The sequence below is a fragment of the uncultured Dechloromonas sp. genome (assembly GCF_945957265.1).
Taxonomy (GTDB): Bacteria; Pseudomonadota; Gammaproteobacteria; order Burkholderiales; family Rhodocyclaceae; genus Azonexus.
The window spans coordinates 57,462-71,081 of record NZ_CAMFKO010000010.1; the positions used below are offsets into that span (position 1 = coordinate 57,462).

The following is a 13,620-nucleotide window of genomic DNA, read 5'->3' on the forward strand; positions in this document are numbered from 1 at the left end:
GTCAGGTGGGGATGAGGCCGCGGTCGAGAAAATGTTCCCACAAATCGCACCAGGCCGGCCAGTCGTGGCCGCCGGGAACGGCACGCCGGGCGGCGGGCGGGAAGCGTTCGGCGATGGCCCGCATGCCCGGCGCGAAGCGGTCTTCGCTGCCGTAGCCGACAAAGGCGGGCAATGCCGGCGGCGCCTTGAGCCAGCGATAGACGCGGAATTCGGGGTCGGCCAGTTGCTCGGCGCTGGGGTGCCAGGCATCGAGACCGCCGCTGCGGGCGATGGCGTTGGTGGTCAGCCGGCTGCCCGGATAGGGCGCGATCAGGCACAGGCCGTCGATGGCCTCGGGGTGGTCGGTGGTCAGGCCCAGCGCCAGCAGGCCGCCGAGCGAGATGCCGCCAAGCCAGACCTGCCGGTGGGTCTGCCGCGCCGGGCGGAGAACCTGGTCGAGCACGGCCGGTAGGGCGTCGCCGGCGGAGACGGCATCAAGGCCGAGATCGACGGCGGCCAGGTCGAGCCGCAGGCCGCGCCGTTCGACGGCCGGGAAGAACTGCGCGGCGTAGTCGTCGGCCGTCATGTAGGCGCCGGGCAGCAGGACGAGCAGCGTATCGGCGCCGCATGGGCGGCCGACGGTGCGCAACGGCCCGCTCATGCCATGGTTCCACGTGAAACGGCGGCGCTCATGCCCCGCCCTTTCGGCCGACAAAGCAGGCCGAGAGCAGCAGCGCGAGGATCGCGCCCGGGCCGACGGTGACGCCGACGGCGTGCAGCACCGGCACCTTGGACAGGGCGAGCGTGCCGAAGCCGATGGCGGTGGTCAGGTTGGCGACGGCCATCGACACCAGCGTCGCATCGTCGAAATCCTCGAAGCCCCGGGCGGCCTGGCTGGCATCGTCGAAGAACAGCGCGTAGTTGGAGCCGACGGCGACGATCAGCAGCATGCCGATCAGGTGCAGCAGATGCAGTTGCTGGCCCGCCAGGTGCAGGCCGGCGATGACCAGCACGACCGACAGCAGCAGCGGCAGCAGCAGCCGGCCCAGGCGCCGCGGCGAACGCAGCGTGACGGCGAGCAGACCGACGATGGCGACGAAGCCGGCCAGCGAGAGCAGCGTGGCTTCGTGAAGGTAGTCGTTGTACAGGGTGTCGAACTCGTTCTTCATGTCGACGAACAGGGCGCCGGACCCGGCCAGCGCGGTGCGCACCGGTTCGATGGCGATATCGACGCCGGCATCGCTTTCCGTTTTGCCGACCGGCGGGCGCAGCGGCAGCAGCACGCTCCAGCCGGCCGGGCGCTGGACCAGCAGCGAATCGACGACCAGCGCCAGGGCGGTGCCGTTCAGCGAGTCGCGGTTGAGCTGGCCCTGGCGACGCGTGGCTTCGACATCGTCGACGAAGCCGCCGAGCTTGCTGGAGGCCAGCGACGAGTCGGCCAGCGCCGTGTGCAGCCGTGCCTGCAGCTCGGCCGCGGGCGGCAGGCTGGCCCGGCGGCTGGCCTGCATCGCGGCGCTGGGCAGGAAGCGGGCCGGGCTGTCGTAGCCGCCGATGACGCCATCGGCGATCAGCCGGTCGAGCTTCTGCCCTGCCCGCTCGGCGGCCTGCAGCGCCGATTCGCGGTCGGGCGCGGTGATCACCGCCATGTAGCGGGCATCGGGCGCCGAGATGTCGGCCCGCAAGGCCTGGTCGGCCGCGCCGTCGGCCGCGCTGACCGTGCTCAGCGCCGAGAGGTTGGGGTGCCACAGGTGGTCGCGATTGACGGTGAGCACGGCGGCGGCAGCCAGCGCCAGCAGCAGGATGGGCCAGCGCAGGCCCTGCAGCACGGCGATGCCGCGCTTGAGGCGGGGGCCGATGTGGCTCAGGTCGCGCATGTCGAGGTTGGCGCCGGCCAGCGGCGGCAGGATGAAGCGGGTGACCAGCGCGGCGACGACGACGCCACTCAGCGAGTAGAGGCCGAGCTGGGCGAGCCCGGGGAAGCCGGAGAACAGCAGCGCGCCGAAACCGCAGGCCGAGGTCAGCACGCCGAGGCGGATGGTCGGCCAGAAACGGGCGCGCCAGTGATCGACCCCGAGCCGGCCGGACTGCACGAAGTAATAGATCGAGTAATCGACGGCTTCGCCGATCAGCGCCGAACCGAAGCCGACGGTGATGCCGAAGACCGTGCCGTAGGCCAGGCTGACCGCCACCACGCCGGCTAGCGCGCCGCTGACGACCGGCAGCAGGCCGAGGGTCATCAGGCGCAGCGAGCGGTAGACGAAGAACAGCACGGCGACGATGGCGACGGTGCTGAGCGTGGACAGCTGGCTGACTTCGCTCTTGATCGTCGCCCGCGACTTGACCGCGAACAGGCCGGGGCCGGAGAGTTGCAGACTGAGTTTGCCGCCCGGCGCGGCCTCTGCGAACTGGCCGTGGACCAGGCCGATGGCGCGCTCCTGGCCGTCGGTGTCGGAGCCGAGGGCGGCGGTCTGGATGAGCAGCATGGCGCGCTCGCCGTCGCGCGAGGCCCACACGCCGTCGCGGGCATTGGGCTGGGCGCCGGCGTTGAGGCCGCCGATCAGCTCGACCAGTTCGCCGGTCGGGTCGCGCGGCAGCAGCGGCTTGAGCATCATGCCGGCCGGCGAGGCGAGCAGGTCGATGCTGTCGGCGACGGCCTGGCGCAAGCCGTCGACCGTGAAGCGTTCGGGGGTGACGGCCGGGCTGAGCAGGTAACGGTGGGCGAACAGGAAGTCGCGCTCGGCGTTCATGCTGCCGGTTTCGCCGTTCTGGATCGAAACGAATTCCGGCAGCTTTTCCAAGCGGGCGCGCAGCTCGCGGGAGGCCGCCGCCCGGCCGGCGGCATCGCCGCCGGCGATGGCGACCATGAGCAGGCGCGAGACGACGCCTTCCTTCAGCTGGTCGACCAGCACCTGCTGCTCGGCGCTCGGTTTGGCCGGCAGGAAGAAGGACATGTCGGCCGAGAAACGGCTGTTCCAGACAATGACGGCCCCGGCCAGCATGGCCAGCAACCACAGGGCGAGCGCGCGACCGGCCGGGCGGGTCATTTGCCGTTACCGGGGTCGACCGGATCGATGTTCAGCACCGAGCGGTCGCCGTCGGCCTGCAGGTACTCGATGATGCGCACCTGGTTCTTGTTGCCGGTGACGGTGATGCGCTGGACCATGCTGGCGATTTTCTGGTCGCTGGGCAGCAGGGTGAGCACCCACTTGTCCGCGTTTCCCGCCAGGTGCAGGGCATAGTTTTTCTCCAGCGCCGCGCGATTGCCGGACAGCGTGCCGCGGATGCTGTCCACGAAGGCCAGCGCCTCCGGCTGGTTGGCCAGGTTGATGCTCAGTTTCTGCTTGTCGCGCTCGATGGACAGGATGTCCTTGTCGAGGAGCAGGGTTTCCACCTTCGGGGTCAGCGTGCGCTTTTCCAGGCGGTCGGGCGCGGTGTAGGTCATTTCGCCGGTCGACACGACTGGCTTGTCGAGGATGGCGAGGTACTTCTTCTCGACGAACTTGGCACGGCCGCCCTTGTGCCTGGCCAGGTCGCCCATCAGTTGGGCGATATCGAAGGCGGCGCTGGCGGGCAGCGCGACGAGCACGCAAAGCAGGCCGGCAAGGAGGCGCTTGATCATTTTTTCTGCCAGAAATCGAAGAAGTTGAACCAGTTGTACGGGGCCGAGCGGCAATAATGCGTCAAACGGTCGGCGTAGCGCTGCATGGCGGCGCGAATCGCGGCATCGCGCTCCTCGCGCGGCGTCTGCGTGAAATCGGCCAGCGCTTCGAAGTGCAGCCGGTAGCGGTTGCCGCCCAGGTAAAGCCCGGTCATGAAGAAGACCGGCCGGCGCAGCATCGCCGCCATGCGCCAGGGGCCGAGCGGGAACGGGGCGGGTCGGCCGAGGAATTCGCAATCGACGGTGGCGTCGTCGCTCAGGCTGCGGTCGGCCAGCATGCCCACCGCGTAGCCGGCGTCGAGCTTGTCGCGGGCCTGCAGCATCGAGTCCATGCGGCCGAGCGGAATGACGTCGCGGCTGGCGGCCGGGTTGATGGCTTCCAGCGTGGCGTTGAGCTTGCGGGCGTTTTCCTCGTACATCAGCATCGCCACCGGCAGCCCTTCCCTGCCCCGGCCGACGGCGCGCAGGACTTCGAAACTGCCGAGGTGGGCGCCGATGAGCAGCGCGCCGGGATGGCTGCGGGCCGCCTCGGTAACCGCTTCGGCGCCGATCACTTCGATGTCGAACAGGTCGAAGCGGTCGTTGAGCAGGTAGATGCGGTCGTGGATGGTGCTGGCGAAGCTGAATACGTGGCGAAAACCGTCCGGCCATTCGGCCCAGCGCCCGAGCGCCTGGTGCAGGTAGTTGCGGCTGAAGCGGCGGGCCTTGGGCGAGAACAGCACGAAATAGCCGGCGATGCCGTAGAGCACAAGGCGGCCGATGGCGCGGCCGAAGGTCAGCGAGATCCACACCATCAGCTTCAGGATGGCCAGGTTGCTGCGTTCCTGTTGGCGCAGCCAGGCGGCTTCGGCGGGTTTGTCCTGGCTCATGGCGCGGGGGGCGTCAGGCTGCCGGCGGCGACTTCGCGCGTGCTGGCGCGCACCGTGAAGGCAATCGCCCCGCTGGTTTTTTGAGTCAAGGAGAAAGTAAGCGCTTCCTCCGGGCCGACCGGGCTGAAGAACTTGGCGTTGCCGACCTGCCAGGCCAGGCCCGGGCGGCCGAGCATTTCCTCGGCGAACAGGAGGGCGCGGTCGAGCAGGACGACGCCGGGGACGATCGGGCGGCCGGAGAAATGGCCGGGAAAGGCCGGGTGGTCGGCCGGCACGGTCCAGCGGAATTCAGCCTCGGCCATGCCCTGCCCCTTCCACCTTTGTGGCGTACAGCGCCTGCAGGTCGCTGCGCGGCAGCTTGCCGGTGCTGTTGCGCGGCAGCTTGTCGACCAGCAGCAGCGGTCGGGGCAGGAAGATGGCCTCGATCCGCTGGCGCAGCGCGACGGTGATCTGCCGGGCGCTCAGGCCGGGGGCGACGACGAAGGCGGTGAGGCGGGTGATGCCGTCCGGGCCTTCCTCGTCGGGCAGGAAGAAGGCGCCGTCGACGACGCCGGGCACGGCGCCGAGCTGGTGGTTGAGGTAGGCCAGCGAGGTGCGTTTGCCGGCGATGTTGACCAGGTCGGCGTGGCGGCCATGGAGCAGGAAGCGGTTGTCGGGCAGCAGCTCGATGACGTCGGACAGCGCGATGCGTCCTTCGACATGGCCGGCGCAGGCGGTCGTTTCGTCGCCCGTCTGCTCCAGGCGCACGCCGGGCAGCAGGGTCCACGCCGCGCCGTCGGTGGTGCGCCGGCTGGCCAGCTGGCCGGATTCGGTGGACCCGTAGATTTCCAGCATCGGCGCCCCGGTGCGCGCTTCGGCCTCGGCGGCCAGCGCCGTCGACAGCGGCGCGGTGGCGGAGAGCAGGATGTCGATGGCCGGCAGGTCGATGCCCGACGCGAGCAGCGCCGACAGATGGAAGGGCGTGGTCACCAGCAGGCGGGGTTGCGGCACGGCGGCCAGGGCGCCGGCGATGTCCTGCGGATAGAAGGGCTTGCCGGACCAGAAGGCGCAGCCGCCGTGCAGGGCGAGCAGGAAGGTCGATTCGAAGCCGTAGCTGTGCTGGACCGGAACGGTGCCGACCAGGACCTGCGGCCTGGCGTCGAGGCCCAGGGCGATGGCTTCGGCGCGGCCGTTCAAGGCCAGCTTGCCCCAGGTTTTAACCTGCGCCTGGGGCAGGCCGGTCGAGCCGGAGGTGAACAGGATGGCTGCCGGGTGATCGGCCGGAATCAACGGGATGTCGCCGGCGGCCGGCGTTTCCGCCGCATCGTCGAGGCCGGGGAAGGCGAAGCGCGGCAGGTCGGGGGCGTCGGCCGGGTTGTCGCACAGGGCGATCAGGTCGGGATAGTCGTCCTGCAGGCGGCGGAAGGTCTCCGGCGACTGCGAGGACGGCTGCAGGCTGGTCATGCCGCGCAGCAGGCCGGCGGCGAAACCGACGGCAAAGCGGTAGCGGTCGTGGCACAGGTTGAGCAGGTAGCCGGTGGCGGGCAGCCGTGCGGCCAGGGCGCGGACATCGGCCAGGTAGGCGCCGACCGTTACCGGGCCATCCGGGCGCCACGCGAACACGGCAGCCGAATCGCCATGGGCGAGTAGCGGAACGGCGTTCATGAGGGCTTGGCCGGCGACTGGTTTTGCTTGCTGTGCACGCGATAGGCGCGGACGACCTGGGCCAGGCTCGGGCGCTCCTCCGGCGGCAGCGCGAACATCCGCCAGATGTGCTCGGCGACGAACATGCCGGCCAGCAGGGGCATCGACAGCAGGTTGGCGAAGACCGACCAGGTCGCTTGCGGGGCGAACAGCCAGAGCACGGCGGAGATCAGCGCGTTGGACAGGAAGAACAGCGTCCAGGCCAGGGTCGCCTGGCGGGTGTAGCGTCTTTTGCGTTCGGATGTCGGGCCGGGATGCACCGCGCGGTCGAGCTGGGTGATCAGCGCTTCGCCGCCGCCGAGCAGGCTGCGTCCGAACAGCGTGGCGAGGGCGAGATTGGCGCCGGCGTGCTGGATGAAAAAGACCAGCGGGACATTCTCCCGCAGGGTCGGCCACAGCCAGGCGATGGCCCCGAACAGCAGCACGTTGCCGCCGACGGCGGGCAGCGGGTGGCGGGTGCGCCAGAGAAGCAGCCCGACGGCCGCGATGATCGGCGAGACGCCGAGCAGCACCGAGATGTCGGGCGATCCTTCGCCGGCGGTGCCGACATGGGCGAGCACGGCCCAGGCGACGAGCAAGGCGACGATGGCCAGGCCGCGCAGCAGCTGGGCCGGGGTAGCGTGGTGTTTCATGCGGCGAGGCACTTAATGAAGTCGCCGCATCTGACCTTGCGGCAAGGCGCAAACCACGGCGATACCGGGCGTGTCGCGAGGATTTTCAACGCAGCCACGGGGCCAAAGCACGGGTGTTCATTGGCTTCGCTGGCTGGCGATGTAGGTGCCCAGGGCGCGCAGCGACGAGAAGATGCGGATGTTGTCCTCGTTGTCCGACTTGAGCTGGATGGCGTATTTCTTGGAAATGACCAGCGCGATTTCGAGGACGTCGATCGAATCCAGGCCCAGTCCGTCGCCGAACAGCGGCGCGTCGGCCTCGATTTCACCGGCGTCGATGTCGAGATTGAGAGCCGAGACGATGAGTGCGGCGATTTCCGGCAGCAGGGCTTCGACGGATTCCGGGGACGGGGCTTGAGACATGGCGAGACTTCCGAGTGTTCAGGGGGTGACGGCGCGGAAGGCCAGCACCGCGTTGCTGCCGCCAAAGGCGAAGGAGTTGGACAGCGCCGCGCGCAGCGCCTGGGGGCGGCCGGTCGTCACGTGATCGACGCCGGTGCAGGCCGGATCGAGATTGTTGTCGAGATTGGCCGTCGGCGGGATGACCTGCTCGCGCAGGGCGAGCACCGTGGCAATGGCTTCGATGGCGCCGGCGGCGCCGAGCAGGTGGCCGTGCATCGACTTGGTGGCGCTGACCGGCAGGCTGGCGGCGCGGGCGCCGAACACCGCCTTCAGGGCGCCGACCTCGACCGGGTCGCCTTCCGCCGTGGCCGTGCCGTGGGCGTTGATGTAGTCGATGTCGTCGGGCGTCAGGCCGGCGTCGGCCAGGGTCAGGTTGAGGGCGCGGACCTGGCCTTCGATTTCCGGGCGGACCAGGTGGCTGTGATCGCAACTCGTGCCGTAGCCGACCATTTCGCCGTGGATGCGGGCACCGCGGGCGACCGCGTGGTCCCAGTCCTCGAGCACCAGCGCCGCGCCGCCCTCGCCCAGCACCAGGCCGCGGCGGTCGGCGGCGAACGGCCGGCAGGCGGCCGGCGAGGTCTCGGCGTCGCCGGGAGCCATGACGCGCAGGGCTTCCCAGGCGCGGGCGACGCCGTAGGCCTGCGGCACGTCGGAACCGCCGGTGACCATGATCGTCGCCTCGCCGGAACGGACGCGGCGGAAGGCCTCGCCGATGGCGATGGCCGACGAGGCGCAGGCCACGGTGTGGCTCTGGCTGATGGCGCCCAGCCCGAGCTGGATCGAGATGTGGGCGTTGGCGGCGTTGTTCATGCCGAGCACGACGGCGAGTGGCGACAGGCGCTCGCGGCCCTTCTGCCACAGTTCGCGGTAGCCCTTTTCATAGGCCAGCGTGCCGCCCAGCGCGGTGCCCCAGGAAACGCCCCAGGTGTCGCGCGATTCGCCGTCGGCCTGGCGCGGCAGGCCGGCATCGTCCCAGGCGCCGAAGGCGGCGGCCATGCCGAGCTGGGCGAAGCGGTCCATCATCGCGGCCAGCGGCCTGCCGAGGACGGCATCCGGATCGAAGCCCGGGCAGCTGACGAAGGGAATGGACAGCGGACGCGGCAGATCGTCGGTCAGCAGGTAGCGGATGGCCGATTCGCCGGCGCTCAGACGGGCGAAGAAGTCGGCCAGGTCGCCGCCATAAGGACTGACCAGCCCGAGGCCAGTGATCGCAACCCGCCGCTGGCTCATCGCTCAGTTTTTCTGGGAGGCGATCAAGCCGTCCATCAAGGCGACCATTTCGCCGACGGTCTGGGGAGTCTTCAGGTCGCTGGAGAGCTTGATGTTGAAGCGATCCTCGAATTCGAACATCAACTCGAGCATCATCAGCGAGTCGACGCCGAGGTCTGCCAAAGGCGCTTCCGGCACGACGCTGTCGGGCTCGACGCCAAGGCGGTCTTTGAGAAATTCGCGAATCAGGCCAATGGAATCCATAGGTTCGCGATTTTAGCTGAAAGCCCATGTTTTCCAAAGACTTGCCCGGAGGCCTCGGGTTTTTCCGATGGCGCCGGCGCTTCGGGGGCCGATTTGCTACCATACCGCCGCCCTTTCTCCTTTCCGACCGCCGCCGAGCCACCGATGCACCTGTTTCGCGAATCGCCCTGGTATCGCCAGATCGCCGCCCGGATGATCACCCTGTGGCCGCTCAAGGCGCTGGGTACGGCTGCATTCATGATGGCCTTCTTCTGGGCCTATTTCGCCGTCCTGCGCAACCCGCTGAATCCGGTCACGGTGATGCCGCTGACCTGGCTCGACACGGCGATACCGGTCACCTCGCTGGCCTTTCCGTTCTATGCCTCGCTGTGGGTCTATGCCTCGCTGCCCGTCGCCTTCATGAAGGACATCCGCGCCATGCTGCTGTTCGGCTGGTGGATGGCGCTGATGTGCCTGCTCTGCCTGGGCATCTTCTGGCTGTTGCCGAGCGGCGTGCCGCCGGCCGGCATCGACTGGACGCTGTATCCGGAAATGGCGGTGATCAAGGATGTCGATACCGGCGGCAATGCCTGCCCGTCGCTGCATGTCGCTTCGGCGGTGTTCGCCGCGGTCTGGCTGGGGCGGATATTCGCAGGCGTCGGCGCGCCGTCCGTCGTGCGCTGGTTGAGCTGGCTGCATTGCCTGGCCATCCTGTGGTCGACCGTCGCCACCCGCCAGCATGTGGTGCTCGACGTGCTGGCCGGGGCCGCCGTCGGGGTGCTTTTTGGCCTGTGGGGCCTGCGCCATGCCTTGCGCATGGCGCCGGAGCAGCGAATCTAGCAGCCAGTCACGCAGATTCCGCTATGTTCGGCACGCCCCGCATCCCCGCTCGCTTTGTCGCTCATCCTCGCCATGGCTACGGCCATGGCTGCGGTTCGCTTCGCGCGACCGGGGCGCGGATGCGTGCCTCGGCATCGACGCGAACCTGCGTGACTGACTGCTAGCCCGCCGTGCCGGTTTTCTGCAGCGATTTCACGAATTGCTCGGCATTCTGGAAGCCGACGACGCGAACGGCCTTGTTTTCCTGGCCCTTGGCATCGAAAAAGATGATGCCGGGCGGGCCGAACAGGCCGAAACGGGCCAGTAGCGCCTTGTCGTCGGCCGAATTGGCGGTCACGTCGGCCTGCAACAGGGTGTAGGCCGCCAGCCTGGCCTGGACTGTCGGGTCGGAAAAGGTGAATTTCTCCATTTCCTTGCACGACACGCACCAGTCGGCATAGAAATCGAGCATCACCGGCTTGCCGGCGGCGGCGATCTTCGCTTCCAGCTCGGCTACCGAGGCGACGCGCGTGAACGGCAGGTGTTTGACGTCGGCGGCAACCGCCGTGCCGCGCAGGCCGGCCAGCGGCTGCAGCGGGTCGCGGCTGCCGGCCAGGGCGCCGAGCAGCAGGGCGGCGCCGGTGAGCAGCATGACGATGCCGATGCCTTTCCAGAAGCGTTGCCAGCCCTTGGCGTGCGGCGGCAGCGGGTCGAGGGCGTGGAGGTAGATGGCCGGCACGATGAGCAGCAGCGCCCAGGCCAGCATGGCGGCGACCGGCGGCACGACCGGCGACACCAGCCACACCGCGGTGGCCAGCAGCAGCACGCCGAAGGCTTTCTTGACACCTTCCATCCACGGCCCGGTCCTCGGCAGCAGCGAACCGCCGGCCAGGCCGACGGCAAGCAGCGGCGCACCCATGCCCAGCGCCATGACGAACAGCGCCGTGCCGCCGAGCACCGCGTCGCCGGTCTGGCCGATGTAGAGCAGCGCGCCGGCCAGCGGCGCGGCGACGCAGGGGCCGACAATCAGCGCCGACAGCGCGCCCATCAGGAAGACGCCGATGCCGCGCCCGCCCTGCAGGTGGCCGGATTCTTCCGACAGCTTGCTCTGCAGCGCGGTCGGCAGCTGCAGTTCGTAGAAGCCGAACATCGAGAAGGAGAGCACCACGAAGACCAGCGCGAAGCCGCCGAGCACCCAGGCGTTCTGCAGGGCGCTGGAGATCAGCGTGCCGGTGAGGCCGGCGGCGATGCCGGCGGCGGCGTAGGTGACCGCCATGCCCAGCACATAGGCCAGGGCCAGGGCGAAGCCGCGGGCGTGCGACGCCTTGTGGCCCTGCCCGGCGATGATGCCGGAGAGGATGGGAATCATCGGGAAGACGCAGGGGGTCAGCGACAGGCCGAGGCCGGCGACGAAGAAGAAGGCGAGAATGGCCCAGAAGCCGGCGTTCTTCAGCGTCGCGGCGATCAGGCCGCTCTCGTCGCCCTCGCCCGCTTCGCCGAGCGCGGCCGCGCTCGGCGTGCTGGCCGGGTCGGGCAGTGTGACGCTGAGCGGCTGGGTTTGCGGCGGGTAGCAGACGCCGGCGTCGGCGCAGCCCTGCGCGGTGACCTTGAGGTCGAGCGTCAGCACGCCCGAGGCTGCCCTTTCGACCGGCACGCGGATGGCGACCGACTTGTAATAGACCTCGACCTTGCCGAAGGTGTCGTCTTCCTTTTCCTTGCCCTTGGGGTAGGTTGTCGTGCCCGGCCGGGCGGCGTCGCCGTCGATGGCGATGCGGAACTTGTCGCGATAGAGGTAGTAGCCCTTGGCGATCTCGTAGCGGACTTCGAGGGTCTCTCCGTCGATGGCGCGCACCGAGGGCTTGAAGGCGACGGCGGGATCGAGGAACTCGTCGGCGTGGGCAAGCGGGACGAGCAGGGCAAACAGGAAGAGAAAAACGCGCATGGTCATTGGAGTGTCTCGGCGGCGACCCAGTTCAGATAGGCCGGCAGGCCGCGGGCGAGCGGCAGGGCGACGATTTCCGGCACCTCGTAGGGGTGCAGGGCGGTGATCCGGGCTTCGAGCGCCGGGTAGTTGCCGGCGGTCGTCTTGATCAGCAGCGGGATTTCGGCCGCCGACTCGACGCTGCCCTGCCAGCGGTAGAGGGATTGCACGCGCGGCAGGATGTTCACGCAGGCGGCGAGCCGTTCCTCGACGACGGCCAGCGCGATGGCGTTGGCGGTTTCCTCGTCGGGGCAGTTGGTGATGACGATCAGGGTTTCCATGGGCGGACGATTCTACTTGAGCAGCCGGCGGCGGGTCAGGTGGAGGGCGATGGCGAAGGCTACGCCGGCGGTGGCGAGCAGCGCCATGATGTGGATCAGGGCGTCGGCCGGCACCTGGCCGGCGAGCAGCGGGCGCACCAGCGCCACGCCCTGGGCCAGCGGCAGCCAGCCGCCGATGGCGGCCAGCCACGCGGGGAGCTGGTCGGTCGGGAAGAAGACGCCGGAAATCAGCGTCATCGGGGTGATGAACAGCGTGAAGTAGTACATGAAGAAATCGTAGCTCGGCGCCAGCGCGTTCCAGATCAGGCCCAGCGCGGCAAAGGCCAGCCCGGTCAGCACGATGGCCGGGAGCGCCCACAGCATCAGCGGCCCGTTGGTGAGGCCCATGGCGGTGATGACGACGAGGATGGCGGCGCCGGAGAACAGCGACTTGGTCGCCGCCCAGAACAGTTCGCCGGCGACCACGTCGGCCAGCCCGAGCGGCGTGTTGAGGATGGCGTCCCAGGTCTTCTGCACGTGCATGCGCGAAAAGGCCGAATACAGGGCTTCGAAGGTGGCGGCGTTCATGGTCGATGCGCAGACCGTGCCGGCGGCCAGGAAGGCGACGTAGGGCTGGCCGTCGACGCTGGGCAGCATGGCGCCCAGGCCGTAGCCGAGGCCGAGCATGTAGATCAGCGGATCGGCCAGGTTGCCCAGGATGGACGGCAGCGCCAGCTTGCGCCAGACCAGGAAGTTGCGTCGCCACACCGGCAGGAAGCCGGTCAGGCTCGGGCGATGGGCGGGCGAGGTGGCATGCATCGGGTAGGCGGTTCGGCAAGGGGGCGGCGAGGATAAGCCGCCATTCTAGGGGTGCCGCGCCGCGCCGACCGTAATGCTTTGTGACGGCGCACGGCGGGGCCGTTCAGCCGGTGCTTTCGGGCAGGCAGGATTGGGCCAGCTCGGGCAGCTGTTCGGGGGTCAGCTCGAGGCAGGCCAGGCTGGCGTCGCCCAGTTTTTGCCATTCGCAGGTCTGCGACTGGGCGGTTTTCTGCTGGATCAGGTACTCGGCCAGTTGCGCCACGGCGATCAGGCGCCGGCTGCGCCCGGTGAGCTCCGCTCCACCTTCGAGCGCGGCGCGGTCGTGGTGATGGCGGATGGCCTGGCAGGTTTCCTCCGGGAGCAGCCAGTCTTCCGCCAGCTGGGCGCCGAGCACGGCATGGTTGAGGCCGATGGCTTGCTCTTCGATGGCGGTGAAGCTCAGGGCTTCTTCCCGATTGGCCTGGACCAGGACATCGCGGTACTCGGGAAAGGGAATCATCAGCATCGGGATGCCGCAGTCGCGGAACAGCGCGAAGGTGTGCGCGTCTTCCGGGCGGATGCCGATGCCCTTGCCGATCTGCCTGACCAGCATGGCCGAGACTTCGGCCGTCGTCGCCGAGGCATCCCAGAAGCGGTCCATGTTCGGGACGTGCTTGAAGACCTGCTGCAGCGACAGCCCGGCGATGGTCCGGAGGACCTGCTTGAGCCCCAGCACGAGCAGGGCTTCCTGCACGGTCGGCACCTTCTTGCCGAACGAGAAGAACGGCGAATTGGCGATCTTGATCACGCCGGCCGACAGCGCGACATCTTGGCTGAGGAGCTTGGCCAGATGGATGAAATCCGGGTCGTCCCTGGCCGTTTCCTTTTCGATGGCGACCAGAATGGCCGGTCGCGGCGGGATGCCGATATCGCGGAGTTCGATCTTCATCCGGGATTCGACGGCATCGGCCGCAGCCGTGCGGGTGTCGGCGGGATTGTGCTGGAGGTCTTCCACGCGAGGCTCGGTCAAGGTCATGAGCCGCCGATT

The 13,620-nt window shown here is 68.9% G+C and carries 15 protein-coding genes; 1 reads left to right on the forward strand and 14 read right to left on the reverse strand.

Annotation, left to right across the window (positions count from 1 at the left end; genetic code table 11):
* Position 1: 1 nt before the first annotated feature.
* The 10 genes from Q0P59_RS07460 to Q0P59_RS07505 form a co-directional block, all read right to left on the reverse strand.
* Entirely contained in the window at positions 2–640 is a 639-nt protein-coding gene (locus tag Q0P59_RS07460; protein ID WP_295005168.1) for an alpha/beta fold hydrolase, read from the reverse strand.
* Between the two features lie 28 nt (positions 641–668).
* Positions 669–3,023, reverse strand: coding sequence for an MMPL family transporter (locus Q0P59_RS07465; RefSeq protein WP_295005170.1), 2,355 nt, complete (start codon positions 3,021–3,023; stop codon positions 669–671).
* Positions 3,020–3,598 carry a LolA-related protein gene (locus Q0P59_RS07470; protein ID WP_295005172.1) on the reverse strand — a complete coding sequence of 193 codons (579 nt, stop codon included), beginning with the start codon at positions 3,596–3,598 and terminating at the stop codon, positions 3,020–3,022. The genes Q0P59_RS07465 and Q0P59_RS07470 overlap by 4 nt, the downstream gene beginning before the upstream one ends.
* Positions 3,595–4,506: an acyl-CoA synthetase gene (locus Q0P59_RS07475; protein ID WP_295005174.1), complete on the reverse strand. Its 912-nt coding sequence runs from the start codon at positions 4,504–4,506 to the stop codon at positions 3,595–3,597. Before Q0P59_RS07475 ends, Q0P59_RS07470 begins: the two co-directional genes overlap by 4 nt.
* Positions 4,503–4,808, reverse strand: coding sequence for a hypothetical protein (locus tag Q0P59_RS07480; RefSeq protein ID WP_295005176.1), 306 nt, complete (start codon positions 4,806–4,808; stop codon positions 4,503–4,505). Before Q0P59_RS07480 ends, Q0P59_RS07475 begins: the two co-directional genes overlap by 4 nt.
* A complete protein-coding gene (locus tag Q0P59_RS07485; protein ID WP_295005178.1) occupies positions 4,795–6,150 on the reverse strand; it encodes an AMP-binding protein in 1,356 nt (451 codons plus the stop codon). Before Q0P59_RS07485 ends, Q0P59_RS07480 begins: the two co-directional genes overlap by 14 nt.
* Positions 6,147–6,821, reverse strand: coding sequence for a hypothetical protein (locus Q0P59_RS07490; protein ID WP_295005180.1), 675 nt, complete (start codon positions 6,819–6,821; stop codon positions 6,147–6,149). The genes Q0P59_RS07485 and Q0P59_RS07490 overlap by 4 nt, the downstream gene beginning before the upstream one ends.
* 117 nt (positions 6,822–6,938) lie before the next feature.
* Positions 6,939–7,223, reverse strand: coding sequence for a phosphopantetheine-binding protein (locus Q0P59_RS07495; RefSeq protein WP_295005182.1), 285 nt, complete (start codon positions 7,221–7,223; stop codon positions 6,939–6,941).
* Between the two features lie 18 nt (positions 7,224–7,241).
* Entirely contained in the window at positions 7,242–8,492 is a 1,251-nt protein-coding gene (locus tag Q0P59_RS07500) for a beta-ketoacyl-[acyl-carrier-protein] synthase family protein (protein WP_295005184.1), read from the reverse strand.
* A gap of 3 nt (positions 8,493–8,495) precedes the next feature.
* Positions 8,496–8,735 (reverse strand): acyl carrier protein, encoded by a 240-nt coding sequence (locus tag Q0P59_RS07505; RefSeq protein ID WP_295005186.1) that lies wholly within the window; start codon positions 8,733–8,735, stop codon positions 8,496–8,498.
* A gap of 144 nt (positions 8,736–8,879) precedes the next feature.
* Between Q0P59_RS07505 and Q0P59_RS07510 the strand changes: the two genes are divergently transcribed.
* On the forward strand, positions 8,880–9,554 hold the full coding sequence (locus Q0P59_RS07510; protein WP_295005188.1) for a phosphatase PAP2 family protein: 675 nt from the start codon (positions 8,880–8,882) through the stop codon (positions 9,552–9,554).
* A 160-nt stretch (positions 9,555–9,714) separates the two neighbouring features.
* Here the strand turns inward: Q0P59_RS07510 and dsbD are convergent, their stop codons facing one another.
* The 4 genes from dsbD to Q0P59_RS07530 form a co-directional block, all read right to left on the reverse strand.
* Entirely contained in the window at positions 9,715–11,481 is a 1,767-nt protein-coding gene (gene dsbD / locus Q0P59_RS07515) for a protein-disulfide reductase DsbD (protein ID WP_295005190.1), read from the reverse strand.
* Positions 11,478–11,795, reverse strand: a complete 318-nt coding sequence (cutA, locus tag Q0P59_RS07520) for a divalent-cation tolerance protein CutA (protein WP_295005192.1) — start codon at positions 11,793–11,795, stop codon at positions 11,478–11,480. The genes dsbD and cutA overlap by 4 nt, the downstream gene beginning before the upstream one ends.
* A gap of 12 nt (positions 11,796–11,807) precedes the next feature.
* Positions 11,808–12,593, reverse strand: a complete 786-nt coding sequence (locus tag Q0P59_RS07525; protein WP_295005194.1) for an ABC transporter permease — start codon at positions 12,591–12,593, stop codon at positions 11,808–11,810.
* Between the two features lie 103 nt (positions 12,594–12,696).
* Complete coding sequence (locus Q0P59_RS07530; RefSeq protein ID WP_295005196.1) at positions 12,697–13,587, reverse strand: HDOD domain-containing protein; 891 nt, start codon at positions 13,585–13,587, stop codon at positions 12,697–12,699.
* Positions 13,588–13,620 lie beyond the last annotated feature (33 nt).